General features: G+C 63.3%; 29 protein-coding genes and 1 tRNA gene. 10 read left to right on the forward strand and 20 right to left on the reverse strand.

Annotation, left to right across the window (positions count from 1 at the left end; genetic code table 11):
- Positions 1-125: 125 nt before the first annotated feature.
- From OEJ36_RS19650 to OEJ36_RS19685, 8 genes are all read right to left on the reverse strand, one after another.
- Positions 126-935: a secretin N-terminal domain-containing protein gene (locus tag OEJ36_RS19650; protein ID WP_263402985.1), complete on the reverse strand. Its 810-nt coding sequence runs from the start codon at positions 933-935 to the stop codon at positions 126-128.
- Complete coding sequence (locus OEJ36_RS19655; RefSeq protein ID WP_263402987.1) at positions 932-1,561, reverse strand: histone acetyltransferase HPA2; 630 nt, start codon at positions 1,559-1,561, stop codon at positions 932-934. Before OEJ36_RS19655 ends, OEJ36_RS19650 begins: the two co-directional genes overlap by 4 nt.
- 8 nt (positions 1,562-1,569) lie before the next feature.
- Positions 1,570-1,995 carry a GNAT family N-acetyltransferase gene (locus OEJ36_RS19660; RefSeq protein ID WP_263402988.1) on the reverse strand — a complete coding sequence of 142 codons (426 nt, stop codon included), beginning with the start codon at positions 1,993-1,995 and terminating at the stop codon, positions 1,570-1,572.
- Positions 1,988-3,154, reverse strand: coding sequence for a cupin domain-containing protein (locus tag OEJ36_RS19665; protein ID WP_263402990.1), 1,167 nt, complete (start codon positions 3,152-3,154; stop codon positions 1,988-1,990). The genes OEJ36_RS19660 and OEJ36_RS19665 overlap by 8 nt, the downstream gene beginning before the upstream one ends.
- Positions 3,155-3,214: 60 nt before the next feature.
- Complete coding sequence (purB, locus tag OEJ36_RS19670; RefSeq protein WP_184490268.1) at positions 3,215-4,585, reverse strand: adenylosuccinate lyase; 1,371 nt, start codon at positions 4,583-4,585, stop codon at positions 3,215-3,217.
- A 104-nt stretch (positions 4,586-4,689) separates the two neighbouring features.
- Positions 4,690-5,310, reverse strand: coding sequence for a high frequency lysogenization protein HflD (hflD, locus tag OEJ36_RS19675; protein WP_021219023.1), 621 nt, complete (start codon positions 5,308-5,310; stop codon positions 4,690-4,692).
- Positions 5,307-6,422, reverse strand: a complete 1,116-nt coding sequence (mnmA, locus tag OEJ36_RS19680; RefSeq protein ID WP_263402991.1) for a tRNA 2-thiouridine(34) synthase MnmA — start codon at positions 6,420-6,422, stop codon at positions 5,307-5,309. Before mnmA ends, hflD begins: the two co-directional genes overlap by 4 nt.
- 62 nt (positions 6,423-6,484) lie before the next feature.
- Positions 6,485-6,931, reverse strand: a complete 447-nt coding sequence (locus tag OEJ36_RS19685; protein ID WP_263402993.1) for an NUDIX hydrolase — start codon at positions 6,929-6,931, stop codon at positions 6,485-6,487.
- Positions 6,932-7,252: 321 nt separating this feature from the next.
- Between OEJ36_RS19685 and icd the strand changes: the two genes are divergently transcribed.
- On the forward strand, positions 7,253-8,509 hold the full coding sequence (icd, locus tag OEJ36_RS19690; RefSeq protein ID WP_021219020.1) for an NADP-dependent isocitrate dehydrogenase: 1,257 nt from the start codon (positions 7,253-7,255) through the stop codon (positions 8,507-8,509).
- A 66-nt stretch (positions 8,510-8,575) separates the two neighbouring features.
- Here icd and cspD read toward each other — a convergent pair whose 3' ends face one another.
- Positions 8,576-8,842: a cold shock domain-containing protein CspD gene (gene cspD, locus OEJ36_RS19695; protein ID WP_111262174.1), complete on the reverse strand. Its 267-nt coding sequence runs from the start codon at positions 8,840-8,842 to the stop codon at positions 8,576-8,578.
- Positions 8,843-9,070: 228 nt separating this feature from the next.
- On the opposite strand from cspD, the gene clpS reads away from it, so the two are divergent.
- Positions 9,071-9,433: an ATP-dependent Clp protease adapter ClpS gene (gene clpS / locus OEJ36_RS19700; RefSeq protein WP_263402996.1), complete on the forward strand. Its 363-nt coding sequence runs from the start codon at positions 9,071-9,073 to the stop codon at positions 9,431-9,433.
- Positions 9,434-9,462: 29 nt separating this feature from the next.
- Positions 9,463-11,733 carry an ATP-dependent Clp protease ATP-binding subunit ClpA gene (clpA, locus tag OEJ36_RS19705; RefSeq protein ID WP_043241728.1) on the forward strand — a complete coding sequence of 757 codons (2,271 nt, stop codon included), beginning with the start codon at positions 9,463-9,465 and terminating at the stop codon, positions 11,731-11,733.
- Between the two features lie 54 nt (positions 11,734-11,787).
- On the opposite strand, the gene infA is transcribed toward clpA, so the two are convergent.
- The 4 genes from infA to trxB all read right to left on the reverse strand — a co-directional run bounded on the left by infA (position 11,788) and on the right by trxB (position 14,543).
- Positions 11,788-12,006 carry a translation initiation factor IF-1 gene (infA, locus tag OEJ36_RS19710; protein ID WP_016492441.1) on the reverse strand — a complete coding sequence of 73 codons (219 nt, stop codon included), beginning with the start codon at positions 12,004-12,006 and terminating at the stop codon, positions 11,788-11,790.
- A 99-nt stretch (positions 12,007-12,105) separates the two neighbouring features.
- Positions 12,106-12,813 (reverse strand): arginyltransferase, encoded by a 708-nt coding sequence (locus OEJ36_RS19715; RefSeq protein WP_263402997.1) that lies wholly within the window; start codon positions 12,811-12,813, stop codon positions 12,106-12,108.
- A 53-nt stretch (positions 12,814-12,866) separates the two neighbouring features.
- Positions 12,867-13,550 carry a leucyl/phenylalanyl-tRNA--protein transferase gene (aat, locus tag OEJ36_RS19720; protein ID WP_263402999.1) on the reverse strand — a complete coding sequence of 228 codons (684 nt, stop codon included), beginning with the start codon at positions 13,548-13,550 and terminating at the stop codon, positions 12,867-12,869.
- A 42-nt stretch (positions 13,551-13,592) separates the two neighbouring features.
- On the reverse strand, positions 13,593-14,543 hold the full coding sequence (gene trxB / locus OEJ36_RS19725) for a thioredoxin-disulfide reductase (RefSeq protein WP_021219014.1): 951 nt from the start codon (positions 14,541-14,543) through the stop codon (positions 13,593-13,595).
- A gap of 222 nt (positions 14,544-14,765) precedes the next feature.
- On the opposite strand from trxB, the gene ftsK reads away from it, so the two are divergent.
- The 6 genes from ftsK to cysG all read left to right on the forward strand — a co-directional run bounded on the left by ftsK (position 14,766) and on the right by cysG (position 22,346).
- Complete coding sequence (gene ftsK / locus OEJ36_RS19730; RefSeq protein WP_263403002.1) at positions 14,766-17,171, forward strand: DNA translocase FtsK; 2,406 nt, start codon at positions 14,766-14,768, stop codon at positions 17,169-17,171.
- A 28-nt stretch (positions 17,172-17,199) separates the two neighbouring features.
- Entirely contained in the window at positions 17,200-17,826 is a 627-nt protein-coding gene (gene lolA / locus OEJ36_RS19735; RefSeq protein ID WP_021219012.1) for an outer membrane lipoprotein chaperone LolA, read from the forward strand.
- Positions 17,827-17,844: 18 nt separating this feature from the next.
- Complete coding sequence (locus OEJ36_RS19740) at positions 17,845-19,167, forward strand: replication-associated recombination protein A (RefSeq protein WP_263403004.1); 1,323 nt, start codon at positions 17,845-17,847, stop codon at positions 19,165-19,167.
- Positions 19,164-19,538 (forward strand): fluoride efflux transporter CrcB, encoded by a 375-nt coding sequence (crcB, locus tag OEJ36_RS19745; protein WP_263403005.1) that lies wholly within the window; start codon positions 19,164-19,166, stop codon positions 19,536-19,538. Before OEJ36_RS19740 ends, crcB begins: the two co-directional genes overlap by 4 nt.
- Before the next feature lie 16 nt (positions 19,539-19,554).
- Complete coding sequence (serS, locus tag OEJ36_RS19750; protein ID WP_263403007.1) at positions 19,555-20,835, forward strand: serine--tRNA ligase; 1,281 nt, start codon at positions 19,555-19,557, stop codon at positions 20,833-20,835.
- A 116-nt stretch (positions 20,836-20,951) separates the two neighbouring features.
- Positions 20,952-22,346 (forward strand): siroheme synthase CysG, encoded by a 1,395-nt coding sequence (cysG, locus tag OEJ36_RS19755; RefSeq protein ID WP_263403009.1) that lies wholly within the window; start codon positions 20,952-20,954, stop codon positions 22,344-22,346.
- Here the strand turns inward: cysG and OEJ36_RS19760 are convergent.
- The 7 genes from OEJ36_RS19760 to OEJ36_RS19790 all read right to left on the reverse strand — a co-directional run bounded on the left by OEJ36_RS19760 (position 22,334) and on the right by OEJ36_RS19790 (position 26,565).
- Positions 22,334-23,335 (reverse strand): glutathione S-transferase family protein, encoded by a 1,002-nt coding sequence (locus OEJ36_RS19760; RefSeq protein ID WP_263403010.1) that lies wholly within the window; start codon positions 23,333-23,335, stop codon positions 22,334-22,336. The genes cysG and OEJ36_RS19760 overlap by 13 nt on opposite strands.
- An 88-nt stretch (positions 23,336-23,423) precedes the next feature.
- Positions 23,424-24,407 carry a glycosyl transferase family protein gene (locus OEJ36_RS19765; protein WP_263403012.1) on the reverse strand — a complete coding sequence of 328 codons (984 nt, stop codon included), beginning with the start codon at positions 24,405-24,407 and terminating at the stop codon, positions 23,424-23,426.
- Entirely contained in the window at positions 24,404-24,739 is a 336-nt protein-coding gene (locus OEJ36_RS19770; RefSeq protein WP_263403014.1) for a TusE/DsrC/DsvC family sulfur relay protein, read from the reverse strand. Before OEJ36_RS19770 ends, OEJ36_RS19765 begins: the two co-directional genes overlap by 4 nt.
- On the reverse strand, positions 24,736-25,038 hold the full coding sequence (tusB, locus tag OEJ36_RS19775) for a sulfurtransferase complex subunit TusB (RefSeq protein ID WP_263403016.1): 303 nt from the start codon (positions 25,036-25,038) through the stop codon (positions 24,736-24,738). Before tusB ends, OEJ36_RS19770 begins: the two co-directional genes overlap by 4 nt.
- Positions 25,038-25,397: a sulfurtransferase complex subunit TusC gene (gene tusC / locus OEJ36_RS19780; RefSeq protein WP_263403018.1), complete on the reverse strand. Its 360-nt coding sequence runs from the start codon at positions 25,395-25,397 to the stop codon at positions 25,038-25,040. The genes tusB and tusC overlap by 1 nt, the downstream gene beginning before the upstream one ends.
- 1 nt (position 25,398) lies before the next feature.
- Complete coding sequence (tusD, locus tag OEJ36_RS19785) at positions 25,399-25,791, reverse strand: sulfurtransferase complex subunit TusD (RefSeq protein WP_263403020.1); 393 nt, start codon at positions 25,789-25,791, stop codon at positions 25,399-25,401.
- A gap of 105 nt (positions 25,792-25,896) precedes the next feature.
- Complete coding sequence (locus tag OEJ36_RS19790) at positions 25,897-26,565, reverse strand: Bax inhibitor-1/YccA family protein (protein ID WP_021219001.1); 669 nt, start codon at positions 26,563-26,565, stop codon at positions 25,897-25,899.
- 130 nt (positions 26,566-26,695) lie between these two features.
- Between OEJ36_RS19790 and OEJ36_RS19795 the strand changes: the two genes are divergently transcribed.
- Positions 26,696-26,783 (forward strand) — tRNA-Ser (locus tag OEJ36_RS19795).
- Positions 26,784-26,830: the final 47 nt, after the last annotated feature.

Consider the following 26,830-nt stretch of genomic DNA (forward strand, 5'->3'; position numbering starts at 1 on the left):
GCCCCTGGTTAGCGGGAGCGGGGCCATGATGCGCTTCAAACAAGTGTTCGTCAAACGTTTTGTAGTGATTTTTTGGCACTACTACATAAGTCTTAAGAACGACCGATTGGTCAGGGAAAGGGGACTCAGTCGAGGCTCTCGACCTTCAGGCGCATGGTCATGTTTTCGCTACCCTGGGTGCTGCGTTGGCGGAGGAAACCGCTGTCGTCGGACTGGCTGGATTCGTTGATGCCACCCACCGTGATCCATTCGCCGAGGCGGCCGCTGACGCGGGTGTCGGTGCTCTGCACGTCGATCACGCCGGGTTGGGATTGGCTCAGTCGATCGCGGTTGCTGCTGATGGCGACGTGGACGATGTCGCCGGTGATGCTGGCGGTGACGTAGAAGCCCCGGGTGACGTTGCGGTACTCGGTGTTGCTGTAGACCTGGCCGTAAGGGCCGGTGCTGGCGGTGGTGATGGGGACGCTCTGGCCGACCTGGATCAGTGCCGGGTAGCCCTCGCTGGCCTGCACCTGCTGCACGCCGCCGCCACGGGTGTCGGTGCTGCGGCGGATGATGCGCACCTGGTCGCGCCCGCGCACTTCACCGCGCCCGGCTTCGATGTCGACGCCGCCGACACTGGCCGAGCCGTTGACCGCGTAGCCGCGATCGTTCTGGTAGTTGCTGTCGCTGGTGTCCACCGAGATCAGCAGGCGCTTGGGTGCGGTATCCAGCTGGTTGAGCAAGGTGCGCAGTTCCTGGATCTTCGCCGGCTCGGCGTTGACGATCAGCTGGTTGCCGTAGGCGCTGACGCGGCCTTCGTTGCCGAGCACCGATTGCACCACGGGCATCACATCTTCGGCGGTGCGGTAGTTAAGCGGGATGACCTCGGTCGCTGCCTGGAGCGGCAGGCTCAGGGCAAGGAGCAGGGCGGCGAGGAGCGCGCGTGGGGTCATAGCAGGAAACTCCGCAGGTCGGGGTCGCTGACGCTTTGTTCCCAGGCCTGGTCGAACTGGGCCTGGCGCAGGCGGCAGCGCCCGGGGTCGTTGTACAGAGCGTAGCCGGAGAAGCTGTCCGGTTCCGGGCGCAGCAGCAGGCCGCGGTCGTCCGCCAGCAGATAGGCGCACTCGTCGTTGGGATGGTCGGGGTTGAGCTTGCGGATCTGGCTATTGCTGGAGAGGCGGCGCACCAGGTTGAGCAGGCGATGGCCTTCCTTCACCGGGCGGGTGACGTCGCGCACCAGGATGCGCAGGCGGTTGCGCGGGTTGGCCAGGAGGAAGCGGGTGCAGGCGTCCTGGATGCTGCTGTGGTGGTAGAGCCAGGCTTCGAGGTCCGGCGTGTAGAGGCACAGGCTGCGCTGCGCCTGTTGCAGCAGGGCGAGGGCGTGGGGGCGGGCGTCTTCGGGCTTGGCGAAGCGCTGCAGGTCGCCGTGCTCGCCAAGGGTGAAGGGCGCGGGCTCCCAGGGGGCGGGCTCGCGCAGGTCCGGCACCGGGTTATGGACCTCGAAACGCCCCGGTGACTGGAATTCGATGGCCGGCAATTCGGTCTCGGGTTCTTGGTTTTCCGGGGCGTTGGGTTCCATGTCGACCTCTACTGGCTGTCGCGCACCATGTCCACGTGAGGGATGCCGGCTTCGAGGAACTCGCCGCTGACGACGCGGAAGCCGTGGCGCTCATAGAAGGGGGTGGCGTGTACCTGGGCGGAGAGCATCTGCTGCTTGAGGCCGCGACGTTCCGCTTCGGCGATCACCGCTTCCAGCAGGCGGTCGCCGACCCGCAGGCCGCGCCAATCCTTGAGCACCGAGACGCGGCCGATATGGCCGTCGGGCAACAGGCGCGCGGTGCCGATGGCGTATTCGTGCTCAAGGGCGAGGAAGTGGACCGCGTCGGCGTCTTCCGCATCCCATTCCTGCTCCGGTGTCACCGCCTGTTCGGCGATGAACACGGCTTCACGGATGCGGCGCAGGTCGGCATTGTCCTTCTGCCAATCGGCGATGCGGATGTGTATCTCACTCATCGGCAAACTCCAGACTTCCTTGCTTGATCAGTTCCCACAGAAGCTTACGCCCGTCCTCGTCCGCCAGCCATTGGCCGAGGTTGTCGATGTGCAGCGCGTCGCTGGCGCAGACCAGTTTCAGCAACTCGCGCAGGCTGCTGGGCAGCAGGCGGCTCTGGCCGCTGGCAAACAGCATCAGGCCGATATCCACTTCGGACCAGGCCATGCGGGCGCTGGGGTTGCGGATCAGTACCGCGCCATCTTCCAGGGCGCCGACGAACTCGTCTTCGTCCACTTCGGTGCCGGCGACCAGTTCGGGGTAGCGCGGCTCGGTCATGAACTGGCCGAACCAGGTCAGCAGCAGGCGTTCATCGCTCATGTGCTCGGCCAGCAGCGCCTTGAGGCGGTCGAGGGAGTCCTGCTGGATCTGGTGCGGGTCGCTGACCGGGGTGATGTCGGCGTCGTTGTAGCGCTCTTCGTCCGGAATGAACTGGGCGAGGAAATCGGTGAAGTGGGTCAGCACCTCGGCTGCGCTGGGGGCGCGGAAGCCGACCGAGTAGGTCATGCAGTCGTCTTCGGCGATGCCGAAGTGGGCCAGGCGCGGCGGCAGGTAGAGCATGTCGCCCGGTTCCAGTACCCACTCATCGGTGCCGTGGAATTCGGCGAGGATGCGCAGATCGGCGTGGGGCAGCAGCGGGCTGTCGGTGTCGCACATCTGGCCGATCTTCCAGCGGCGCTGGCCGTGGGCCTGGAGCAGGAAGACGTCGTAGTTGTCGTAGTGCGGGCCGACGCCGCCGCCGGGCGCGGCGAAGCTGACCATGATGTCGTCGATGCGCCAGCTCGGCAGGAAGCGAAAGTGCTCCAGCAGCTCGGCGACTTCCGGGACGAACTGGTCGACGGACTGGACGAGGAGGGTCCATTCCTTTTCCGGCAGGTCCTGGTAGGTGTCTTCGGCGAAGGGGCCGCGGCGCAGTTCCCAGGGGCGCTCGCCATGTTCGATCACCAGGCGCGATTCGACTTCCTCTTCCAGGGAGAGGCCGGCCAGCTCGTCGGGCGAGATGGGGCTTTCATAGCCCGGGATGGCCTGGCGGATCAGCAGCGGCTTCTTCTGCCAGTAGTCGCGGAGGAATTCACGGGCGGAGATGCCGCCGAGGATTTGCAGGGGGAGATCGGAAGTCATGGCGGAACCTTTGAAATAAAAACGCCCGGCACAGCCGGGCGTGCAAGGGGGCGATAGCCGTTAGATGCGCTTGGCCTGGGCCACCGCGTTGCCGATGTAGGCGGCGGGGGTCAGCTTGCGCAGCTCGGCCTTGGCTTCGGCCGGCATGTCGAGGCCGTCGATGAAAGTCTGCAGCGCTTCGGGGCTGATGCCCTTGCCGCGGGTCAGTTCCTTCAGCTTCTCGTAGGGGTTCTCGATGGCGTAGCGGCGCATCACGGTCTGGATCGGCTCGGCGAGGACTTCCCAGCAGGCATCCAGGTCGGCGGCGATGCGGGCTTCATTCAGCTCCAGCTTGCCGATGCCCTTGAGGCTGGCTTCGTAGGCGATGACGCTGTGGGCGAAGCCGACGCCGAGGTTGCGCAGCACGGTGGAGTCGGTCAGGTCGCGCTGCCAGCGGGAGATCGGCAGTTTGCTGGCCAGGTGCTGGAACAGGGCGTTGGCGATGCCGAGGTTGCCTTCGGAGTTTTCGAAGTCGATCGGGTTGACCTTGTGCGGCATGGTCGAGGAGCCGATCTCGCCGGCAACGGTCTTCTGCTTGAAGTAGCCGAGGGAGATGTAGCCCCAGACGTCACGATCGAAGTCGATGAGGATGGTGTTGAAGCGGGCGATGGCGTCGAACAGCTCGGCGATGTAGTCGTGCGGCTCGATCTGGGTGGTGTAGGGGTTGAAGCCCAGGCCCAGGTCCCCTTCGATGAATTCGCGGGCGTTGGCTTCCCAGTCGACTTCCGGGTAGGCGGAGAGGTGGGCGTTGTAGTTGCCCACGGCGCCGTTGATCTTGCCCAGCAGCGGGACGGCGGCTACCTGGGCGATCTGGCGCTCCAGGCGGTAGACGACGTTGGCCAGTTCCTTGCCCAGGGTGGTGGGGGAGGCGGGCTGGCCGTGGGTGCGGGAGAGCATCGGCACGTCGGCGAAGCGGATCGCCAGCTCACGGATGGCGTTGGCCACCTGGCGCATCAGCGGCAGCAGGACGTCATCACGGCCTTCGCGCAGCATCAGGGCGTGGGACAGGTTGTTGATGTCCTCGCTGGTGCAGGCGAAGTGGATGAATTCGCTGACCTTGGCCAGCTCCGGCAGCTTGGCGGCCTGCTCCTTGAGCAGGTACTCCACGGCTTTCACGTCGTGGTTGGTGGTGCGCTCGATTTCCTTGATGCGCTCGGCGTGCTCCAGCTGGAAGTTTTCGGCCAGCTCGTTGAGCAGGGCGTTGGCTTCGGCGGAGAAGGGCGCGACTTCCGGAACGCCAGCGTGGGCAGCAAGGCGCTGCAGCCAGCGGACTTCGACCTGTACGCGGAAGCGGATCAGGCCATATTCACTGAAGATCGGGCGCAGTGCGCTGGTTTTGCCGGCGTAGCGGCCATCGACGGGGGAAACCGCGGTGAGCGAGGAGAGCTGCATGGGGCGTTCTCGGACAATCGGTCAACGAAAAGGGCGCACATCATACATGAAAACCGGCCCCGAAACCGCGTCCGGGCATGCGCCGTTCGGCGCCTGCCCGTGGCTCAGCCGCGCAGCATGGGGTAGAGCTCGCCGAGCAGCTTGCGGCGGCTGAACAGCAGCTGCCAGCGGTGGCCGCCGAGCTGGCGCCAGAGGCGTGCGGAGCGGATGCCGGTGAGCAGCAGGGCGCGGATCTTGGCGGCGTTGCTCGGTTGCTGCAGGTTGCGCATGTCGCCATGCACCTGGATGCGCTGGCGGAAGGTGCTGAGGGTGTCCTGGTAGAGGCTGCCGCAGGAGGCGATGACGTTGTCGTGGACGAGGCCGAAGTGCTGGGTCTGCTGCTGGATCTGGTCCAGGCGGCTGCCGATCAGTTGCAGCATGTCTTCGCGCTTGTTCAACTGGCGCTCCAGGGTCAGCAGCGACAGGGCGTAGCGCAGGGGCTCGCGCTGCAGGCTGCTGGGCTCGCGTTCCAGGGCGCTGATCAGGGCCTTGTAGCCGTCGCGCAGGTTGATGTCGTCGCCGCCGTACACGTCGAGGGTGCTCTTCGGGTCGCGAACCAGCAGGCTGCCGAGCATGCAGCCCAGCGGCGCTTCGCTGATCTGGCCGGTCTTGGCGATCTTGTCCACCAGTACGGCGGCTTCGAATACGGCGCCCAGCGCGATCAGTTGTTCCTGCAGTGGGGTCATGGGCGCACCTCGGCGTCCCAGGCGTCATAGCTTTCGATGACACCGCCGCCGAGGCAGATTTCGCCGTCGTAGAAGACCACGGACTGGCCGGGGGTGACGGCGCGCTGAGGCTCGTCGAACACGGCGCGATAGCCGGTGGCGGTCTTTTCCAGGGTGCAGGCCTGATCAGCCTGGCGATAACGGACCTTGGCGGTCAGTGCGCGGGGCTGCTCGAGATCGATGGGGTTGACCCAGAAGATTTCAGAGGCGAGCAGGGCGCGGGAGAACAGCCAGGGGTGTTCGTTGCCCTGGCCGACCACCAGGACGTTGCGCTCCAGGTCCTTGGCCAATACGTACCAGGGCTCGTCGCTGGCGTCCTTCATGCCGCCGATGCCCAGGCCCTGGCGCTGGCCGATGGTGTGGTACATCAGGCCGTGGTGACGGCCGATGACGTCGCCATCGGTGGTCTCGATGTTGCCGGGCTGGGCGGGCAGGTATTGCTTGAGGAAGTCGCTGAAGCGGCGCTCGCCGATAAAGCAGATGCCGGTGGAGTCCTTTTTCTTGGCAGTGGCCAGGCCATGTTTCTCGGCGATGGCGCGGACTTCCGGCTTTTCCAGTTCGCCCACGGGGAACAGGGTGCGGGCGATTTCCTTGCCGCCGACAGCGTGGAGGAAGTAGCTCTGGTCCTTGTTCGGGTCCAGGCCCTTGAGCAGTTCGGTGCGGCCGTCGATGTCGCGGCGGCGCACGTAGTGGCCGGTGGCGATCAGGTCGGCGCCGAGCATCAGGGCGTAGTCGAGGAAGGCTTTGAACTTGATCTCGCGGTTGCAGAGGATGTCCGGGTTCGGCGTGCGGCCGGCCTTGTATTCGGCAAGGAAGTGCTCGAAGACGTTGTCCCAGTACTCGGCGGCGAAGTTGGCAGTGTGCAGCTTGATGCCGATGCGGTCGCACACGGCCTGGGCGTCCGCAAGGTCTTCCTTGGCGGTGCAGTATTCGGTGCCGTCGTCCTCGTCCCAGTTCTTCATGAACAGGCCTTCCACCTGGTAACCCTGTTCCATCAGCAGGAGGGCGGAAACGGAAGAGTCCACGCCGCCGGACATGCCGACGATCACGCGGGTTTTGGCTGTATCGGACATAAGACTCTGGGGGCTGCTGCAAAAAAGAACGGGATTCTATCAGGTGCGCTTGCCTCGGGCGATCACGCCGGGTCGCGGATCAGGCTGAGGGGGAAGCGCTCGCCGGCCAGGTAGTCATCGATGCAGCGCATGATCAGTGGGCTGCGCCATTGCTCGCGGTGGGCCAGGAGCTCGTCACGGGTCAGCCAGCGCGGGCCGATGATGCCATCGTCCAGCTCGCGTTCGGGTAGGTGGCGCAAGGGGCGGGCGGCGAAGCACACGCGCTGGTAGGTGACGCCGTTGCTCGGCGCTGTATAGAGGTAGATGCCGGTGACGGCGGTCAGCTCGACTTCCCAGCCGGTTTCCTCGAGGGTTTCGCGCAGGGCGGCCTGGATGAGACTTTCGTCGGCTTCCAAGTGGCCGGCAGGCTGGTTTAATACCGCCCGGCCATCCGACATCTCCTCGACCATCAGGAAACGGCCCTGGTCTTCGATCAGGGTGGCGACTGTGACATGGGGGGTGAAACGCATGGAGTCCTCCTTAGGTGGGTGGCTGATAGTAGCCATCGGTTGATGACCCGGCGAGAGAGGAGCAATCCGGAAGCAAGCTGCTAGGATGAATAGCGCTTGCTCGGATGGCTACGTGTAGCGAAGTTGTAGTTTGACTACATGTAGGGCTAAAGCACAGGTTTCATGCGGGTTTAACTGCCAGCCCGATCTGTCGAAACATGGAAAAGTGCGTGACTTTCTGTAGAAAAACTACAAGAATGTGCCGCCTTTCCGAGACCCAAGATCCATCCGTCGCGCCGACCGCGTGATGGTTGTCAGACCACGAGAACTACGGAGTCCAGCATGGGATACCAAAAGATCCAGGTGCCTGCTACCGGTGACAAAATCACCGTCAATGCCGATATGTCCCTGAACGTCCCGAACAACCCGATCATCCCCTTCATCGAAGGTGATGGCATCGGCGTCGACATCAGCCCAGTCATGATCAAGGTGGTTGATGCCGCCGTTGCCAAGGCCTACAACGGCACTCGCAAGATCTCCTGGATGGAAGTCTACGCTGGCGAGAAGGCCACCCAGGTCTATGACCAGGACACCTGGCTGCCGAAAGAAACCCTGGAAGCGGTACGTGACTACGTCGTTTCCATCAAAGGCCCGCTGACCACTCCGGTCGGTGGTGGCATCCGCTCCCTGAACGTGGCCCTGCGCCAGGAGCTGGACCTGTATGTCTGCCAGCGTCCCGTTCGCTGGTTCGAAGGCGTGCCCAGCCCGGTCAAAAAGCCGGGTGACGTGGACATGATCATCTTCCGTGAGAACTCGGAAGACATCTACGCCGGCGTCGAGTGGAAAGCTGGCTCCCCCGAGGCCGAGAAGGTCATCAAGTTCCTCACCGAGGAAATGGGCGTCAAGAAAATCCGCTTCACCGAAAACTGCGGTATCGGCATCAAGCCGGTTTCCCTGGAAGGCACCAAGCGCCTCGTGCGCAAGGCCCTGCAGTACGCCGTGGACAACGATCGCAGCTCCGTGACCATCGTCCACAAAGGCAACATCATGAAGTTCACCGAAGGTGCCTTCAAAGAGTGGGGCTACGAAGTCGCACGTGATGAGTTCGGTGCCGAGCTGCTGGACGGCGGCCCGTGGATGCAGTTCAAGAACCCGAACACCGGCAAGAACATCGTGGTGAAAGACGCCATCGCCGACGCCATGCTGCAGCAGATCCTGCTGCGCCCGGCCGAGTACGACGTCATCGCCACCCTGAACCTGAACGGTGACTACCTGTCCGACGCCCTGGCGGCCGAAGTGGGTGGTATCGGTATCGCTCCGGGTGCCAACCTGTCCGACACCATCGCCATGTTCGAAGCGACTCACGGCACTGCGCCGAAGTACGCTGGCCAGGACAAGGTCAACCCGGGTTCGGTCATCCTCTCTGCCGAGATGATGCTGCGCCACATGGGTTGGGTCGAAGCTGCTGACCTGATCATCAAGGGCACCAACGGTGCCATCGCTGCGAAGACCGTTACTTACGACTTCGAGCGTCTGATGGACGGTGCCACGCTGCTTTCCTGCTCTGGCTTCGGCGACGCCACCATCGCTCACATGTGAGATTGATGGCGTGACAAAAAGGCCGGTCATCATGACCGGCCTTTTTTATGCCCTAAGGAATTGGGCTCAAGCCTCGACCGTGCTGCCCTGGGGGAGGCTGGCAGTGGCGGCAGGTGCTTCGGAATTTGCCGTGACCGTACTGATGTTCACGGCGTGCAGGCCTTTGGGGCCCTGGATGATATCGAAGCTTACCGGTTGGCCAGCTTTCAAGGTTTTATAGCCATCCATCTGAATGGCCGAATAATGGGCGAACAGGTCCTCATCTCGGCCGTCGGCGAGGATAAACCCATAGCCCTTGGCGTTGTTGAACCACTTGACCTTACCGCTAACCATGCTGATATCCCTCTGCAAAGGACTCCATCACTGGAGTATCATCCACTTCGACCCCGCGCCCGCTTCGACCCTATGGACGAGGGTGCGGAACCCCTGATACCCGTAGGTGGGTATCCATTGTTTGTAACACCGTTTTGCCTTTAGTCAAGGCAATGCAGCGGCCAGCTGAGAAGCGGGTCAAAGTCCATGGGGCGTCCCATTTCGTCTACCAAGAAGCTTTATTCCAGCATGCATGCAAGCAGCCAGATTCGACTAACATTCAATCAGGATCGCCCTGAGCATCATGGGGGCGACGACTCCGGTCTGTTGGTCCAGGAAGCCAAGCCGATCCTGCAGGCGCCACCCATGTATAAGGTGGTCATGTTTAACGATGACTACACACCGATGGATTTCGTGGTGGAAGTTCTAGAGGTGTTCTTCAGTCACAACCGCGAGGCAGCGACCAAGGTCATGCTGACCGTCCATACCGAAGGGCGGGCGGTCTGTGGGGTGTTTACACGCGATATTGCTGAAACCAAGGCGATGCAGGTGAATCAATACGCGAGAGAGAGTCAGCATCCGCTACTCTGTGAGATCGAGAAGGACGGTTAACGCCGACCGCTTGGGTATGAGGTGAAGCTATGTTGAACCGTGAGCTCGAAGTCACCCTCAATCTTGCCTTCAAGGAGGCCCGTGCCAAGCGTCATGAATTCATGACGGTCGAGCATTTGTTGCTGGCCCTTCTGGACAATGAGGCAGCCTCCGCAGTGCTGAAGGCCTGCGGGGCGAACCTGGACAAGCTGCGGCATGATCTACAGGAATTCATTGACTCCACGACGCCGCTGATCCCTCAGCATGACGAGGACCGCGAAACCCAGCCCACGCTCGGGTTCCAGCGCGTATTGCAGCGCGCCGTGTTCCACGTGCAGAGCTCGGGCAAGCGTGAAGTCACGGGTGCCAACGTGTTGGTGGCCATCTTCAGTGAGCAGGAAAGCCAGGCGGTGTTCCTGCTCAAGCAGCAGAGCGTCGCCCGTATCGATGTCGTCAACTACATCGCCCACGGCATCTCCAAGGTGCCCGGCCATGGCGAGCAGCATGATAGCGAGCAGGAAATGCAGGATGACGAAGGTGGGGAGTCTTCTTCCGCTGGGCATCCGCTGGATGCCTATGCAAGCAATCTGAATGAACTGGCACGCCAGGGGCGGATCGACCCGCTCGTCGGTCGCGAGACCGAGGTGGAGCGTGTCGCGCAGATCCTGGCGCGCCGCCGCAAGAACAATCCGTTGCTGGTGGGTGAGGCGGGGGTCGGCAAGACGGCGATCGCCGAAGGCCTGGCCAAGCGCATCGTCGACAATCAGGTCCCTGAGTTGTTGGCTGACAGCGTCGTCTATTCCCTCGACCTGGGGGCCCTGCTGGCGGGTACCAAATACCGTGGTGATTTCGAGAAGCGCTTCAAGGCGCTGCTCAACGAGCTGCGCAAGCGCCCCCATGCGATCCTCTTCATCGATGAGATCCACACCATCATTGGTGCGGGTGCGGCATCGGGCGGGGTAATGGATGCGTCCAACCTGCTCAAGCCGCTGCTGTCCTCTGGGGAGATCCGTTGCATCGGCTCGACCACCTTCCAGGAATTCCGCGGCATCTTCGAGAAGGATCGCGCCCTGGCGCGGCGCTTCCAGAAGGTCGATGTGAGCGAGCCGTCGGTCGAAGACACCGTGGGCATCCTCAGGGGGCTCAAGGGCCGCTTCGAGCAGCACCACCACATCGAGTACAGCGACGAGGCTCTGCGGGCTGCTGCTGAGCTCGCTGCGCGCTATATCAACGATCGGCACATGCCGGACAAGGCCATCGACGTTATCGATGAGGCGGGGGCCTACCAGCGCCTGCAGCCGGAAGACAAGCGTGCTCCTCGTATCGATGTCGCGCAGGTCGAGGATATCGTCGCGAAAATCGCGCGGATTCCTCCAAAGCACGTCAACAGTTCCGATAAGGAATTGCTGCGTAACCTCGAGCGTGACCTGAAGCTGACCGTATTCGGTCAGGATGCCGCCATCGACTCGCTGTCGACGGCCATCAAGCTGTCCCGGGCGGGCCTCAAGTCGCCGGACAAGCCAGTGGGTTCCTTCCTCTTCGCGGGCCCCACGGGTGTCGGCAAGACCGAAGTCGCTCGCCAGCTGGCGAAGGCGATGGGCATCGAGCTGGTGCGCTTCGACATGTCCGAATACATGGAGCGGCACACCGTGTCGCGCCTGATCGGTGCGCCTCCCGGGTACGTAGGTTTCGACCAGGGTGGCTTGCTCACCGAAGCCATCACCAAGATGCCGCATTGCGTGTTGCTGCTCGACGAGATCGAAAAGGCGCACCCCGAGGTCTTCAACCTGCTGCTGCAGGTGATGGACCACGGCACGCTGACCGACAACAACGGGCGCAAGGCGGATTTCCGCAACGTCATCGTGATCATGACCACCAACGCCGGTGCCGAGACCGCTGCGCGGGCCTCCATCGGCTTCACGCATCAGGACCATTCGTCCGATGCCATGGAGGTCATCCGCAAGAGCTTTACGCCGGAGTTCCGCAACCGCCTGGATACCATCATCCAGTTCGGTCGCCTCAGTCACGAAACCATCAAGAACGTGGTCGACAAGTTCCTCACCGAGTTGCAGGCGCAGCTCGAGGACAAGCGCGTTCAACTGGTGGTCAGCGACGAGGCGCGCGGCTGGCTTGGCGAGCGGGGTTATGACGTGCAGATGGGGGCTCGCCCGATGGCGCGCTTGATTCAGGACAAGATCAAGCGTCCGCTGGCGGAGGAGATCCTCTTTGGCGAGCTGGCTGAGCACGGCGGTGTCGTGCACATCGACGTCAAGGATGGTGAGCTCGAGTTCGATTTCGAGACCACTGCCGAAATGGCCTGACGATGGAGCAACGCAAAAAGCCCGGCTAGTGCCGGGCTTTTTGTTGTGGATCTGTCAGCGGGCGCGGTAGGTGATGCGGCCTTTGCTCAGATCGTAGGGAGTCAGTTCAACGCGAACCTTGTCACCGGTGAGGATGCGGATGTAGTTCTTGCGCATTTTCCCAGAAATATGCGCGGTGACGACGTGCCCGTTTTCCAACTCCACGCGGAACATGGTGTTAGGCAGGGTATCGATGACAGTGCCTTCCATTTCGAAGCTGTCTTCTTTCGACATGCAGTAAAGCCCTCGGTATCAATGATTGGCCGGGTGCAAACGGCGCCTGGCAAAAACGGCGTGCATTGTGCCCGAAAATTGCACCGTAAGCCAAGGGTTTCAGGTGAGGGTGACCCAGCGCTGGTTGACGAAGAGCTCGATGGGGCGGTACTGGGTCTTGTAGTTCATCTTCCGGCAATTTTTGATCCAGTAGCCCAGATAGACCGCCTGGAGGCCCAGGCGCAGTGTTTCTCCGATCTGCCAGAGAATGGCGAAGCGGCCGAGGCTGCGGCGCTCCTCCGACGGGTCGTAGAAGGTGTAAACGGCAGAGAGGCCGTTAGGCAGGACATCGGTGACCGCTATGGCGACCAGGCGGCCGTCCAGGCGGAACTCGTAAAAACGCGAGAAGGGCAGGTCGCGAACCAGGAAGGTGGAGAACTGGTCGCGGCTCGGTGGGTACATGTCGCCATCTGCGTGGCGCTCTTCGATATAGCGGACGTAAAGGGCGTAGTACTCCTCGTTGAAGGTCGGGCGCACGGCGCGGACTTCGATATCGGTATTGCGCTTGAGGATGCGCCGCTGCTGGCGGCTAGGGGCGAAGGCTTCTGTGGGGATGCGCGCGGGTACGCAGGCGGTGCAGCGCTGGCAGTGGGGGCGGTAGAGGTGGTCGCCGCTGCGGCGAAAACCCATTTCCGAGAGCTCGGCGTAGACCTCCACGTCCATCGGCTGACTGGGGTCGAGGAACAGCGTCGTGGCCTGTTCCTCGGGCAGGTAGCTGCAAGGATGCGGTTGAGTGGCATAGAACTTCAGGCGAGCCAGCTCGGTCATGGTCGAATCTCGAAAAAGCCTTCCGCAAGTGTAAGCCAGGCTTGGCGACTCGCCTAGGCGACGACCCAGTCGGCGCTGTTGGGTTGGTCGAGGTAGAGCTGCAGGTAGCGCGAGAACTTCTCGCGGCCGATGGAGCGGGCGCCGAAGCTGTGCAGGTGCTGGGTCGGCATCTGGCAGTCGATGAGCACGAAGCCCCAGCGGGACAGGTGCTGGGTCAGGGTGACGAAGCCGACCTTGGAGGCGTTGTCGGTGCGGCTGAACATCGACTCGCCGAAGAACAGCTTGCCCATGGCGAGTCCGTAAAGGCCGCCTACCAGCTCGTCTTCCAGCCAGACCTCGACCGAATGCGCGACGCCGCGGCGGTGCAGTTCCAGATAGGCGGCCTGCATCGGCGTGGTAATCCAGGTGCCGTCCGCGTAGCTGCGTGGCCCGGCGCAGGCCTGGATGACGGCGGCGAAATCCTGGTCGAAGGTGATGCGGAAGCGCTGCTGGCGCATCAGCTTGGCCAGGCTGCGGGAGATATGGATTTCCTGGGGTGGCAGGACGGTGCGTGGGTCGGGTGACCACCAGAGTATCGGCTGGCCATCCTGGAACCAGGGGAAGCAGCCGTGGCGGTATGCCTGGACCAGGCGCTCCGGGGAGAGGTCGCCACCCGCGGCCAGCAGGCCGTTCGGCTCGCGAAGGGCGCGCTCCAGGGGGGGGAAGATGAAGTTGTCGCGGCTCAGCCAGGTCAGCATGGAGGAGGGGAGGGCGGCGCGGATAGGCGCCGCCTCAGGGCCTTAGTTGTCGTCGAGGAATTTTTCGGCGTCCAGTGCGGCCATGCAGCCGGCGCCAGCGGAGGTGATGGCCTGGCGGTAGACGTGGTCGGCTACGTCGCCGGCGGCAAACACACCTTCGATGCTGCTGGCGGTTGCGTTGCCTTCGGAGCCGCCGCGCACAACCAGGTAGCCGTCGCGCATTTCCAACTGGCCCTGGAAGAGCTCGGTGTTGGGCTTGTGGCCGATGGCGATGAATACGCCAGCCAGGGGCATTTCCCGGGTTTCGCCGCTGGTGGTGTCCTTCAGGCGCACGCCGGTGACGCCGGTGGCATCACCCAGTACTTCTTCCAGGGTGTGGTTCCAGTGCAGGCGAACGTTGCCGTTCTTGGCTTTCTCGAACAGCTTGTCCTGAAGGATCTTCTCCGAGCGCAGCTTGTCGCGGCGGTGGATCAGGTGGACTTCCTTGGCGATGTTGGAGAGGTACAGAGCCTCTTCCACGGCGGTGTTGCCCCCGCCGATCACGCAGACCACCTGGTTGCGGTAGAAGAAGCCGTCGCAGGTGGCGCAGGCCGAAACGCCCTTGCCGGCAAAGGCTTCTTCGGACGGCAGGCCCAGGTACTGGGCGGAGGCGCCGGTGGCGATGATCAGGGCGTCGCAGCTATAGGTGCCGCTGTCGCCCTTGAGGATGAACGGGCGTTGCTGCAACTCGGCGGTGTGGATGTGGTCGTAGACGATCTCGGTGTCGAAACGCTCGGCGTGCTTCTGCATGCGCTCCATCAGGGCCGGGCCGGTGAGGCCTTCGACGTCACCGGGCCAGTTGTCGACTTCGGTGGTGATGGTCAGTTGGCCACCGGGCTGGATGCCGGTGATGACGACGGGTTTGAGGTTAGCGCGGGCGGCATACACGGCGGCGGTGTAACCGGCTGGGCCGGAGCCCAGGATGATCAGGCGTGAATGCTTGACGTCGCTCATAAAAAGGCCTCATAAGTCTTTGTCACAAAAGAGAATGCATGCTCAAATTGAGCGCTGCGCAAGATGTTGGCGGCTATGCTACACCGAAGCACGAATCAGCGGCAAAACGCTCCAGGCTCAATGGGCGCGCTGTCGCGCCGGGTGGTTAAGCCCGTACAATAGGCGGCATTTCCGCCAGTAACCGATTCTTGAGCGCGCCTCGGGGCGCAGGAAAAAAGGCGTTTGAAGAATTCCACGAGTACCGCCCAGACGCCCGTCTGGCGCCAGCAATTGCATTACCGCCTCAAGGAAGGTGCGCTGATCGCGCTGGGCGCGTTGTGCCTTTACCTGTGGATGGCGCTGCTCACCTACGACTCCTCCGATCCGGGCTGGACCCACACCAGCAACGTCGAGCAGGTGCAGAACGCAGCGGGCCGCCTCGGCGCCTGGTTCGCCGACATCCTGTTCATGGCCCTGGGCTACTTCGCCTATATCTTCCCGTTGCTGCTGGCGATCAAGACGCTGCAGGTGTTCCGTCATCGCCACCAGGCTATCGACTGGAGCGGCTGGCTGTTCTCCTGGCGCCTGATAGGCCTGGTGTTCCTGGTGCTTTCCGGCGCTGCGCTGGCCGATATCCATTTCCAGGACAGCGTCGGCATGCCTGCTTCCGCTGGTGGTGCGCTGGGCGAGAGCCTCAGCCACCTGGCAGTCAATGCGCTGAACGTGCAGGGCAGCACGTTGATGTTCTTCGCGCTGTTCCTCTTCGGCCTGACGGTGTTCACCGACCTGTCCTGGTTCAAGGTGATGGACCTGACCGGCAAGATCACCCTCGATCTCATCGAGCTGATCCAGAGCCTGATCAACCGTTGGTGGAGCGCGCGCTCCGAGCGCAAGCTGCTGGTTGCCAAGCTGCGCGAGGTCGATGACCGCGTCAGCGAAGTCGCCGCCCCTGTGGTCCGCGACAGCCGCGAGCAAGCCAAGGTCAAGGAGCGCCTGATAGAGCGCGAAGAGGCCCTGGCCAAGCACATGACCGAGCGCGACAAGCGCCCGGCCCCCGTCATCACTCCGCCTGCGCCGGCCAAGGCGGCCGAGCCGAGCAAGCGGGTGCAGAAGGAGAAACAGGCCCCGCTGTTCGTCGACAGTGCCGTGGAAGGCACCCTGCCGCCCATCTCCATCCTCGATGTGGCGGAGAAGAAGCAGAAGAGCTACTCCCCGGAATCCCTGGAGGCCATGTCGCGCCTGCTGGAGATCAAACTCAAGGAGTTCGGTGTCGAGGTGCTCGTCGAATCCGTACATCCGGGCCCGGTGATCACCCGTTTCGAGATCCAGCCCGCCGCCGGGGTGAAGGTCAGCCGCATTTCCAACCTGGCCAAGGACCTCGCACGTTCCCTGGCGGTGATCAGCGTACGCGTCGTGGAAGTGATTCCCGGCAAGACCACCGTGGGCATCGAGATTCCCAACGAGGATCGGCAGATCGTGCGCTTCTCCGAAGTGCTGTCCTCGACCGAATACGACGATGCCAAATCCCCCGTGACCATGGCGCTGGGCCATGACATCGGAGGCCGCCCGGTGATCACCGACCTGGCCAGGATGCCCCACCTGCTGGTTGCCGGTACCACCGGTTCCGGTAAGTCCGTGGGTGTTAACGCCATGATCCTGTCGATCCTGTTCAAGTCCACGCCCGAGCAGGCGCGGCTGATCATGATCGACCCGAAGATGCTCGAACTGTCGATCTACGAAGGCATTCCGCACCTGCTGTGCCCGGTCGTGACCGACATGAAGGAAGCCGCCAACGCGCTGCGCTGGAGCGTTGCCGAGATGGAGCGGCGCTACAAGCTGATGGCCGCCATGGGCGTGCGCAACCTGGCTGGCTTCAACCGCAAGGTCAAGGACGCGGAAGAGGCGGGCACCCCGCTCACCGATCCGCTCTACCGTCGCGAGAGCATGGAGGACGAAGCGCCTCTGCTGAAGACGCTGCCCACCATCGTGGTCATCGTCGACGAATTCGCCGACATGATGATGATCGTCGGCAAGAAGGTGGAAGAGCTCATCGCCCGTATCGCGCAGAAGGCGCGTGCGGCGGGTATCCACCTGATCCTTGCTACCCAGCGCCCCTCGGTGGACGTGATCACCGGCCTGATCAAGGCCAACATCCCGACCCGCATGGCGTTCCAGGTCTCCAGCAAGATCGACTCGCGCACCATTCTCGACCAGGGCGGTGCCGAACAGCTGCTCGGCCACGGTGACATGCTCTACCTGCCGCCGGGTACCGGCCTGCCCATCCGCGTCCATGGCGCCTTCGTTTCCGACGATGAAGTGCACCGCGTCGTGGAAGCCTGGAAGCTGCGTGGCGCGCCCGACTACATCGAAGACATCCTTGCTGGCGCCGAAGAGGGCGGTGGCTCCAGCGGTGGTTTCGATGGTGGCGAAGGCGGCGAGGGCAGCGAGGAAGACCCGCTCTACGACGAGGCCGTGCGCTTTGTCACCGAGAGCCGCAGGGCCTCGATTTCCGCCGTGCAGCGCAAGCTCAAGATCGGCTACAACCGTGCTGCACGGATGATCGAAGCGATGGAAATGGCTGGCGTCGTCACGCCCATGAACACCAACGGCTCGCGTGACGTAATCGCGCCGGGCCCGATTCGCGACTAACCCCGAACGAATTCTGATGAGGACCCCCATGCGACTGATCCGCATGCTGCTCGTTGCCGCGCTGAGTCTTGGCGCCCTGCAGGCCCAGGCCGATGACCAGGTGGCCATCGCCCGCCTGACTGAAATGCTCAACAAGGCACAGACCATTACCGGCCGCTTCTCCCAGCTGACCCTGGACGGCTCCGGCACCCAATTGCAGGAAACCTCCGGTGAGCTGGTGCTCAAACGCCCCGGGCTGTTCCGCTGGCACACCGACGAGCCAATGGAGCAACTGCTGGTATCCAATGGCCAGAAGGTCTGGCTGTATGACCCGGACCTGCAGCAGGTCACCATCCAGACCCTCGATCAGCGCCTGACCCATACGCCCGCGCTGCTGCTGTCGGGCGATGTTTCGAAGATCAGCGAGAACTTCGAGATCACCCACAAGGAAGGTGGTGACGTGGTCGACTTCATCCTCACGCCCAAGGCCAAGGACACGCTGTTCGACACCCTGCGCCTGTCCTTCCGCAACGGTGTGATCAACGACATGCAGCTGATCGACAGCGTCGGCCAGCGCACCAACATCCTCTTCCTCGGCGTGAAGATGAACCAGGCGATCGATGCTGCCCAGTTCGACTTCAAGGTTCCGGAAGGCGCCGACGTCATTCAGGAATAAGAGGCTTTTCGCGCAGCCATGGACCTGTTCCGTTCCGAGCCCATCGCCCAGCCCCTGGCCGCACGCCTGCGCGCCAGCAGCCTGGATGAGTACGTTGGCCAGGAGCACCTGTTGGCGCCGGGCAAGCCCCTGCGTGAGGCACTGGAACAGGGTGCGCTGCACTCGATGATCTTCTGGGGGCCGCCGGGCGTGGGCAAGACCACCCTGGCCAAGCTTCTGGCTCAGGTCAGTGACGCCCATTTCGAGACGATTTCGGCGGTGCTCTCCGGCGTCAAGGAAATCCGCCAGTCGGTGGAGATGGCCAAGCAGCAGGCGGCCCAGTACGGTCGTCGCACCATCCTCTTCGTCGATGAAGTGCACCGTTTCAACAAGTCCCAGCAGGACGCCTTCCTCCCCTATGTCGAGGACGGCACGCTGATCTTCATCGGCGCGACCACCGAAAACCCCTCGTTCGAATTGAACAACGCGCTGCTGTCCCGGGCCCGCGTCTATGTGCTCAAGAGCCTGGACGAGGCCGCATTGCGGCGGCTTGTCGATCGTGCGTTGAACGAGGAGAAGGGGCTCGGCAAGCGCAAGCTGCGCCTGCCGGACGAGAGCTTCGCCATTCTGCTCGCTGCCGCCGATGGTGATGGCCGACGCCTGCTCAACCTGCTGGAGAATGCGGCCGACCTCGCCGAGGACGACAGCGACATCGAGCCCGAGCTGCTGCAGAACCTCCTGGGTGACAGTCGCCGTCGTTTCGACAAGGGTGGCGAGGCCTTCTACGACCAGATTTCCGCCTTGCACAAGTCCGTGCGCGGCTCCAGCCCCGATGGCGCGCTTTATTGGTATGCGCGGATGATCGACGGCGGCTGCGACCCGCTCTACATCGCTCGGCGCGTGGTGCGCATGGCCAGTGAGGACATCGGCAACGCCGATCCGCGCGCGCTGAGCCTGTGCCTGGCCGCCTGGGATGTGCAGGAGCGCCTCGGTAGCCCGGAGGGCGAACTGGCGGTGGCCCAGGCCATCGTCTATCTGGCCTGCGCACCGAAGAGCAATGCCGTCTATACCGCCTTCAAGAGCGCCATGCGCGATGTCGCTGAAAACGGCTCCCATGAGGTTCCGTTGCACCTGCGCAATGCCCCGACCAAGCTGATGAAGCAGCTCGGCTACGGCGATGAGTACCGCTACGCCCATGACGAGCCGGATGCCTATGCGGCAGGGGAGGACTACTTCCCCGAAAACCTTGAGCCGCGCCAGTACTACCAGCCCGTGCCGCGTGGCCTGGAACTGAAGATTCGCGACAAGCTCGATCACCTTGCCGGGCTCGATTCGCGCAGCCCGAGACGGAGAAGGCCTTGAGTCCATTGATCCTTTCGGTGTCTTTCGGCGGCGTCGTCGGCACCCTGCTGCGCTTCGCCACGGGCAACTGGGTTGCTGCCCACTGGCCTCGTTACTTCTACGCCGGTACTCTTGCCGTCAATATCGTCGGTTGCCTGCTCATCGGCTATCTCTACGGCCTGTTCCTGCAGCGCCCCGAAGTGCCCATCGAGATCCGCGCCGGGCTCATGGTCGGTTTCCTGGGCGGCTTGACGACATTTTCATCCTTTTCCCTGGATACGCTGCGCTTGCTGGAAGGCGGCCAACTGCCCCTGGCCTTTGGCTATGTGGCGGTAAGCGTTCTGGGAGGCCTGCTCGCCACCTGGGCAGGCCTGACTCTGACCAAATTCTGATAGACGGGAACCTCACATGCTCGACTCCAAACTGGTACGCACCCAGACCCAGGAAGTGGCTGACCGCCTCGCCAGCCGCGGCTTCCAACTGGATGTGGCACGCCTCGAAGCCCTGGAAAACCAGCGCAAGTCCGTGCAGACCCGCACCGAGCAGCTGCAAGCCGAGCGCAACAGCCGCTCCAAGGCCATCGGCCAGGCCAAGCAGCGCGGCGAAGACATCGCCCCGCTGTTGGCGGATGTCGACCGCATGGGCAATGAGCTGGAAGAGGGCAAGCGCGAGCTGGAGAGCATCCAGGTCGAGCTGGACAACCTGCTGCTGAACATCCCCAACCTGCCTCACGAATCCGTGCCCGTGGGCGAGGACGAGGAGGGCAACGTCGAAGTTCGCCGTTGGGGCACTCCGCGCAGCTTCGATTTCGAAGTGAAGGACCACGTCAGCCTGGGCGAAACCCATGGCTGGCTGGATTTCGAGACCGCCGCCAAGCTCTCCGGCGCCCGTTTCGCGCTGCTGCGTGGCCCTATCGCCCGCCTGCATCGCGCCCTGGCGCAATTCATGATCAACCTGCACACCGCCGAGCACGGTTACGAAGAGGCCTACACGCCTTATCTGGTTCAGGCCCCCGCACTGCAGGGCACCGGCCAGCTGCCGAAGTTCGAGGAAGACCTGTTCAAGATCGGCCGTGAAGATGAGGCCGATCTGTACCTGATCCCCACCGCTGAAGTGTCCCTGACCAATATCGTGGCTGGCGCGATCCTCGACGCCAAGCAGCTGCCGCTGAAGTTCGTCGCCCACACGCCTTGCTTCCGCAGCGAAGCCGGCGCCTCCGGTCGCGATACCCGCGGGATGATCCGCCAGCACCAGTTCGACAAGGTCGAGATGGTGCAGATCGTCGAGCCGTCCAAGTCCTTCGAGGCGCTGGAAAGCCTGACCGGCAACGCCGAGAAGGTCCTGCAGCTGCTCGAGCTGCCGTACCGCGTTCTGGCCCTGTGCACCGGTGACATGGGCTTTGGCGCCACCAAGACCTATGACCTGGAAGTCTGGGTGCCGAGCCAGGACAAGTACCGCGAGATTTCCTCCTGCTCCAACTGCGGTGATTTCCAGGCTCGCCGCATGCAGGCCCGTTACCGCAACCCGGAAACCGGCAAGCCCGAGCTGGTGCACACCCTCAATGGCTCCGGCCTGGCAGTCGGTCGTACCCTGGTGGCCGTGCTGGAGAACTACCAGCAGGCGGATGGCTCCATCCGCGTGCCGGACGTACTCAAGCCCTATATGGGCGGTATCGAAATCATCGGTTGATCCTCATCGCTCCCGCTTCGGCGGGAGTGGCTTGAGTGCTCCCAGGCGCCCGCGTTCCGGTTCTCTCCGGATGCGGGCGTCGTTTTCCACGGCAACCACTGCAGCAAGGCTTCCCCATGGATTTCCTCCCGCTCTTCCATAACCTCCAGGGCCGCCAGGTGCTCGTCGTCGGCGGAGGCGAAGTCGCCCTGCGCAAGGCTCGCCTGCTGGCGGATGCCGGTGCGGTACTGCGCGTGGTGGCGCCGGAGATCGACGGCCAGCTGAGTGAACTGGTGCGGGCGTCGCAGGGGCAGGCCCATCTCCGTGGCTACGAAGAGTCGGATCTCGATCAGTGCGTGCTGGCCATTGCCGCCACGGATGACGAGCCGCTCAATGCACTGATTTCTCAGCATGCGCAGGCACGGGGGGTACCGGTCAATGTGGTGGATGCGCCGGCCCTGTGCAGCGTGATCTTTCCCGCCATCGTCGATCGCTCTCCGCTGATCGTTGCCGTCTCCAGCGCTGGGGATGCACCGGTGCTGGCACGGTTGATCCGCGCCAAGATCGAAACCTGGATCCCTTCCGCCTACGGCCAGCTAGCCGGGCTCGCCAGCCGCTTTCGCAGCCGGGTCAAGGCGCTGTTCCCTGATGTGCAGCAGCGCCGGGTGTTCTGGGAGGACGTTTTCCAGGGGCCGATCGCCGAGCGCATGCTCGCCGGCCAACCGGCCGAAGCCGAGCGCATGCTTGAGGAGCGCGTGGCTGGTGGTGGAGCCAAGCAGGCATTGGGTGAGGTTTACCTGGTGGGTGCGGGCCCTGGCGACCCCGATCTGCTGACCTTCCGTGCCTTGCGTCTGATGCAGCAAGCCGATGTGGTGCTCTACGACCGCCTGGTGGCCGGGCCCATCGTCGAGATGTGCCGTCGTGATGCTGAGCGTATCTACGTTGGCAAGCGCCGCTCGGAACACGCTGTGCCCCAGGACGAGATCAATCGTCAGCTGATCGACCTGGCGCGCCAGGGCAAGCGCGTGCTGCGCCTGAAGGGCGGTGATCCGTTCATCTTCGGTCGTGGTGGCGAGGAAATCGGTGAGTTGGCCGCCAATGGCATTCCCTTCCAGGTGGTGCCGGGCATCACCGCGGCGTCCGGCTGCGCTGCCTATGCCGGCATACCGCTGACCCATCGCGACTATGCGCAGTCGGTTCGCTTCGTCACGGGGCACCTCAAGGATGGCAGCAGCGACCTGCCTTGGACCGACCTGGTGGCGCCGGGCCAGACCCTGGTGTTCTACATGGGGCTGGTCGGCTTGCCGAGCATCTGCAGCGAGCTGATCCGCCACGGTCGTTCGGCGGACACGCCAGCCGCTCTGGTGCAGCAGGGCACCACCAGCAACCAGCGGGTGTTCACCGGCACCCTCGGCGACCTGCCGCAACTGGTCGCCGAACATGAGGTTCACGCCCCCACGCTGGTTATCGTGGGGGAGGTGGTGCAGCTGCGTGACAAGCTCGCCTGGTTCGAAGGGGCTCAGGCCGACTGAGCCACGCCCTTGCCCGGCAGGTGGTCGCGCCCATGGGGCTGGCTGAAGTCCTGCAGCGGGCCGGCGGGAATGATCCCGGTCGGGTTGATGGTGCGGTGGCTGCCGTAGTAGTGGCTCTTGATGTGCTCGAAGTTCACCGTCTCGGCCACTCCGGGCCATTGGTACAGCTCGCGCAACCAGCCGGAGAGGTTGGGGTAGTCGGCGAGGCGACGCAGGTTGCACTTGAAATGCCCGTGGTAGACGGCATCGAAGCGTATCAGCGTGGTGAACAGGCGCCAGTCGGCTTCGGTCAGGTGGCTTCCGGCCAGGTAGCGACGCTCGCCCAGTAGCGATTCCAAGGCATCCAATTCATTGAACAGCTCGCCGAAGGCTTCCTCGTAGGCGTCCTGGGTGGTGGCGAAGCCTGCCCGGTAGACGCCATTGTTGATCGCTGGGTAGATGCGTTCGTTCAGCGCGTCGATTTCGCTGCGCAGGTGTTCCGGGTAGAAGTCCTGGCGATCATTGGTCAGGCCATCGAAGGCCGAGTTGAACATGCGGATGATCTCGGAGGACTCGTTGCTGACGATGCGCCCTTCGAACTTGTCCCACAGCAACGGCACGGTCACGCGGCCAGTGTAGTCGGCGTCATCGCGGGTATAGCGCTGATGGAGGTAATTCAGGCCGTCGAGGGCATCGCCGCTCGATCCGTGGCTGCGATCGAAGGTCCAGCCGTTCTCCAGCATCAACCAGCTGACCACGGAAACGTCGATCAGGCTTTCGAGGCCTTTCAGCTTGCGGAAGATCAGTGTGCGGTGGGCCCAGGGGCAGGCCAGCGACACGTAGAGGTGGTAGCGGCCGGGCTCGGCGGTGAAGCCACCCTTGCCGCTCGGGCCGGGCGCCCCGTCAGCGGTGATCCAGTTGCGCCGGCGCGCGCTTTCACGTTGGAAGCGACCGTCCTTGGCGGTGTCGTACCACTTGTCCTGCCATTTGCCTTCGACCAGCAATCCCATGGCTCTGACCCTCTGAAGTTGGAAATTGGGCTGAGTCTAATGGTGTTGAGTCGATTGAATGGCGCAAATTCAAAGTGTCTTTTATCGATTAAATCGAACGGTCTCGATTGGCCCACAGCGTTTCCGCTTCGCTGAACGCTTCCTCCCGGGGCTTGCCCAGGCCACGAAGGGCCAGCGCCATGGTGCTGAGAATGGCCAGGCGGGCGTAGTTGTCCTCGATGCTGCCGTCCCACACGCCCAGCAACTGTGCCGCCTCGATGCGCTCGGGTTTGACATGGCGCAGGGGGGAGAGGGCCGGCCACTCCTCGTCCCAGTCGCTGCCACCCATCGTGCCGTAGAGGTGGGAGGTGGCATCCGGGTTGACCTCGATCTCTCCACCTTCGCCCTTGATCACGATTGCCGTATCGCCGAGCAGCCGGCTGGCTTCACGGTGCACCGCCTGATAGCCCGGATGGAAGATGCTCTGCAGCCCGCAGCGTGCGCCCAGCGGGTTGAGGATGCGTGCCAGCGAGTGGATCGGCGAACGCAGGCCGAGGATGTTGCGCAGGTCGATCATCCGCTGCAGCGGTGCCGACCAGGCGCCCAGCGGAATGAACGCGAGGTTCTGCTCGTCCAGTGCCTGGGCGACCTCCCGCCAGTTCGTGCAGTCGGGTATGCCGAGCAGCTCCAGGCATTGCTCGGTGTAGATGCGCCCGGCCGTGTGCAGGCCGCCGCCGTGCAGGAGGATGCGCACGCCGCCATGGGCCAGTGCCTTGGCGGCCAGCAGGAACCAGGGATGGTGGCGCTTCTTGCCCGCGTAGCTGGGCCAGTCGATGTCCACGGGAATGGCCGGAGCGTCGTTGCGTTCACGAAAGGCTTCGGTGAAGCCGGCCAGCTCTTCGGCACTTTCTTCCTTGTGCCGCAGCAGCATGAGAAAGGCGCCCAGCTGGCTGTCTTCGGTCTTGCCGTCCAGCAGCATGCCCATGGCTTCGCGGGCTTCTTCGCGGTTCATGGGGCGGGCGCCACGCTTGCCCTTGCCGAGGATGCGCACGAACTGGGCGAAGGGGTGTTCAACGGGGGCGGCGGGAGTCATAGGCAATTGGTCGGCTTGGGCAGGCCGGCGAGCTTGGCGGCAAGCTTGGCCGGGGCGCCCTTGAATAGGTGGTTGAGATGCAGGCTGTTGCCCTTTTCCGGGCCGAGCTGCTGGGCGACGTACTTGATCAGCGGGCGATTGGCTGGCGACAGCTGAAACTCGGCGTAGAAGCGCCGCAGCAAATCGAGGATTTCCCAATGCTCGGCCCGTAGCGTGATTTCTTCGCGGAGGGCCAGGGCTTCAGCGACCGCCGGGGACCAGTCCGCCAGCTCTTGCAGGTAGCCGTCCTTGTCTAGCGGGATGCGCTGTCCGTTGAGGTCGAGGCTGCTCATAGCCAGCTGTTCACCTTGTCGTGCTGGATGCAAAGCGCCACGAACCCCGGGTAGTCGAGCTGTGTGATACGCGAGGGCAGGGTTCCGAGCGCACGCGCGGCCACATCTTCTTCCAGGGCAAAAAGAGCGATGCCGACCGGGAGGGCTTCCAGCTGCTCAAACGGGGCGGTCGACTGGCGCAGGGCCTGGACGGCTTCACCGCTGAGCAGCAGCGCATCCTGTTCGCCCAGCAGGCGCAGGCAACTGGTGAAGCGGTCGTCACCGAATGGCGAATGGGAAAGAACGTGCAATGTGCTCATCAGAGGGTGATTACCTGATCATGGCGGCCGATGAGGGAACGCAGGGCTGCATCATCCAGGACCTCGAGGGGAAGATTCAGCCCGTCGGCGGTCAGGCCACGTTTGTCCAGGCTGTAGGCGCAAGCGTAGAGGGCTTCCACGCCGAACAGCGGCAGGGCCTGCAGGTTGGCGGTCAGGTCTTTCTGCTGCAGCTTTGCGGGGGCCTGGTTGCTGGCGAGCTGGAAGACGCCATCGTCCAGAAACAGCATTGCCAGCGGCAGGTCGAAGGCGCCGCCTGCCAGCGCGATATCCAGCGCCTCGCGGGCACCAGGGCCGGCCCAGGGTGCACTGCGACTGATGATCAGCGTGGACTTGGCCATATCAATTCCCTCCGAAGCAGATCAGGCGATCGGCCATCTGTGCGGCCTCATGCAGCTGGCCCAGGCCGGAGAGTTCCCATCCCGGCGCCAGGTTGGCGGCTGTGCGGCCATAGCGTTCGGCCTCTTCCTGGTTGATCACGCCGCGGCGCAGGGCGGCAGCGATGCAAACCACACCGTCCAGCTGGTGGTTGGCCAGAAGATTGGCCCAGTCGCGGGCTATGTCCGGTTCGTCCTGTGGGGTCACCACATTGGCGGAGGCACTGTGGACGCCATCCTGATAGAAGAACAGCCGGGTAATTTCGTGGCCACCGTCCAGTACGGCCTCGGCGAAGCGCAGGGCGCGGCGGGAGGAGGGCGCATGAGCGGGGGCGAAGAGGGCGATGGCGAATTTCATGAGGGTGCTTCGACACAGGATTGCTGGGCGCAATGATACGGCTTGCGTCCAGGTTTTGCAGGCAAGAAAAAGCCCGCCGAAGCGGGCTCTTGCAAGGCGTTGCTATCAGTCGTCGCCGCTCATCACGCCGAAGATCTGCAGCAGGCTGACGAACAGGTTGTAGATCGACACGTACAGGCTGATGGTCGCCATGATGTAGTTGCGCTCACCACCATGGATGATCGCACTGGTCTGATAAAGGATGCAGACCGAGGCGAACACCACGAAGCCGGCGCTGATCGCCAGCTGCAGGCCGCTGATCTCGAAGAAGAAGCTCGCCAGCATGGCGCCGATCAGGACGAAGAAGCCCGCGGTGATGAAGCCGCCGAGGAAGCTCATGTCCTTGCGGGTGGTCAGCACGTAGGCGGACAGGCCGAAGAACACCAAGGCCGTCATGGCGAAGGCCGAGCTGATCACCTCGCCGCCGTTGGGCATGCCCAGGTAGCGGTTGAGGATCGGGCCCAGGGTGTAACCCATGAAACCGGTCAGGGCGAAGGTGGAAAGCAGGCCCCAGGACGAGTTACGCAGTTTTACGGTGAGGAAGAACAGGCCGTAGAAACCGATCAGCACCACGAAGATGCTCGGGTAGGCGACGCGCATCTGCTGCGCGACATAGGCGACCAGGCCACTGAAAGCCAGGGTCAGTGCCAGCAGCCCGTAGGTATTGCGCAGCACACGGCTGACTTCGAGCCCGCCGGCCTGCGCCTGGTTCAGTACGTAATCTTGATCGCTCATCTGCAAAACTCCTGCAAGAAATTGGGTCCGTGACCGCAGTCGAGCGAAATGATAACAGAGGTCGACACCGGCTCTGTTGCGAGAGTTTGACAGCGTGTTGCGTTCGGGTAGTATGGCGGCCCGCAAATGCGGAAGTGTGGCCGAGTGGTTGAAGGCAGCGGTCTTGAAAACCGCCGATGGGAAACTGTCCGTGAGTTCGAATCTCACCGCTTCCGCCATATTATGTGTTGATTTCAGTGGTGTTTTTCCCGGAGCCGCCCGAAAA

This window comes from Pseudomonas sp. PDM13 (assembly GCF_025685765.1).
GTDB classification, from domain to species: domain Bacteria; phylum Pseudomonadota; class Gammaproteobacteria; order Pseudomonadales; family Pseudomonadaceae; genus Metapseudomonas; species Metapseudomonas solani.

Bases quoted from the DNA above. Each gene is read 5' to 3' on its own strand.
- clpS (WP_263402996.1), top strand. From the start codon at position 9,071: ATGCATGCAAGCAGCCAGATTCGACTAACATTCAATCAGGATCGCCCT.
- OEJ36_RS19665 (WP_263402990.1), bottom strand. From the start codon at position 3,154: ATGACTTCCGATCTCCCCCTGCAAATCCTCGGCGGCATCTCCGCCCGT.
- cspD (WP_111262174.1), bottom strand. From the start codon at position 8,842: ATGGTTAGCGGTAAGGTCAAGTGGTTCAACAACGCCAAGGGCTATGGG.
- OEJ36_RS19765 (WP_263403012.1), bottom strand. From the start codon at position 24,407: ATGACTCCCGCCGCCCCCGTTGAACACCCCTTCGCCCAGTTCGTGCGC.
- OEJ36_RS19655 (WP_263402987.1), bottom strand. From the start codon at position 1,561: ATGGAACCCAACGCCCCGGAAAACCAAGAACCCGAGACCGAATTGCCG.
- OEJ36_RS19740 (WP_263403004.1), top strand. From the start codon at position 17,845: ATGGACCTGTTCCGTTCCGAGCCCATCGCCCAGCCCCTGGCCGCACGC.
- tusD (WP_263403020.1), bottom strand. From the start codon at position 25,791: ATGAAATTCGCCATCGCCCTCTTCGCCCCCGCTCATGCGCCCTCCTCC.
- tusB (WP_263403016.1), bottom strand. From the start codon at position 25,038: ATGAGCACATTGCACGTTCTTTCCCATTCGCCATTCGGTGACGACCGC.
- clpA (WP_043241728.1), top strand. From the start codon at position 9,463: ATGTTGAACCGTGAGCTCGAAGTCACCCTCAATCTTGCCTTCAAGGAG.
- purB (WP_184490268.1), bottom strand. From the start codon at position 4,585: ATGCAGCTCTCCTCGCTCACCGCGGTTTCCCCCGTCGATGGCCGCTAC.
- hflD (WP_021219023.1), bottom strand. From the start codon at position 5,310: ATGACCCCACTGCAGGAACAACTGATCGCGCTGGGCGCCGTATTCGAA.
- cysG (WP_263403009.1), top strand. From the start codon at position 20,952: ATGGATTTCCTCCCGCTCTTCCATAACCTCCAGGGCCGCCAGGTGCTC.
- icd (WP_021219020.1), top strand. From the start codon at position 7,253: ATGGGATACCAAAAGATCCAGGTGCCTGCTACCGGTGACAAAATCACC.
- infA (WP_016492441.1), bottom strand. From the start codon at position 12,006: ATGTCGAAAGAAGACAGCTTCGAAATGGAAGGCACTGTCATCGATACC.
- serS (WP_263403007.1), top strand. From the start codon at position 19,555: ATGCTCGACTCCAAACTGGTACGCACCCAGACCCAGGAAGTGGCTGAC.
- OEJ36_RS19760 (WP_263403010.1), bottom strand. From the start codon at position 23,335: ATGGGATTGCTGGTCGAAGGCAAATGGCAGGACAAGTGGTACGACACC.
- mnmA (WP_263402991.1), bottom strand. From the start codon at position 6,422: ATGTCCGATACAGCCAAAACCCGCGTGATCGTCGGCATGTCCGGCGGC.
- OEJ36_RS19650 (WP_263402985.1), bottom strand. From the start codon at position 935: ATGACCCCACGCGCGCTCCTCGCCGCCCTGCTCCTTGCCCTGAGCCTG.
- aat (WP_263402999.1), bottom strand. From the start codon at position 13,550: ATGCTGACCTGGCTGAGCCGCGACAACTTCATCTTCCCCCCCCTGGAG.
- tusC (WP_263403018.1), bottom strand. From the start codon at position 25,397: ATGGCCAAGTCCACGCTGATCATCAGTCGCAGTGCACCCTGGGCCGGC.
- OEJ36_RS19660 (WP_263402988.1), bottom strand. From the start codon at position 1,995: ATGAGTGAGATACACATCCGCATCGCCGATTGGCAGAAGGACAATGCC.
- OEJ36_RS19715 (WP_263402997.1), bottom strand. From the start codon at position 12,813: ATGACCGAGCTGGCTCGCCTGAAGTTCTATGCCACTCAACCGCATCCT.
- OEJ36_RS19685 (WP_263402993.1), bottom strand. From the start codon at position 6,931: ATGCGTTTCACCCCCCATGTCACAGTCGCCACCCTGATCGAAGACCAG.
- lolA (WP_021219012.1), top strand. From the start codon at position 17,200: ATGCGACTGATCCGCATGCTGCTCGTTGCCGCGCTGAGTCTTGGCGCC.
- OEJ36_RS19770 (WP_263403014.1), bottom strand. From the start codon at position 24,739: ATGAGCAGCCTCGACCTCAACGGACAGCGCATCCCGCTAGACAAGGAC.
- trxB (WP_021219014.1), bottom strand. From the start codon at position 14,543: ATGAGCGACGTCAAGCATTCACGCCTGATCATCCTGGGCTCCGGCCCA.
- OEJ36_RS19790 (WP_021219001.1), bottom strand. From the start codon at position 26,565: ATGAGCGATCAAGATTACGTACTGAACCAGGCGCAGGCCGGCGGGCTC.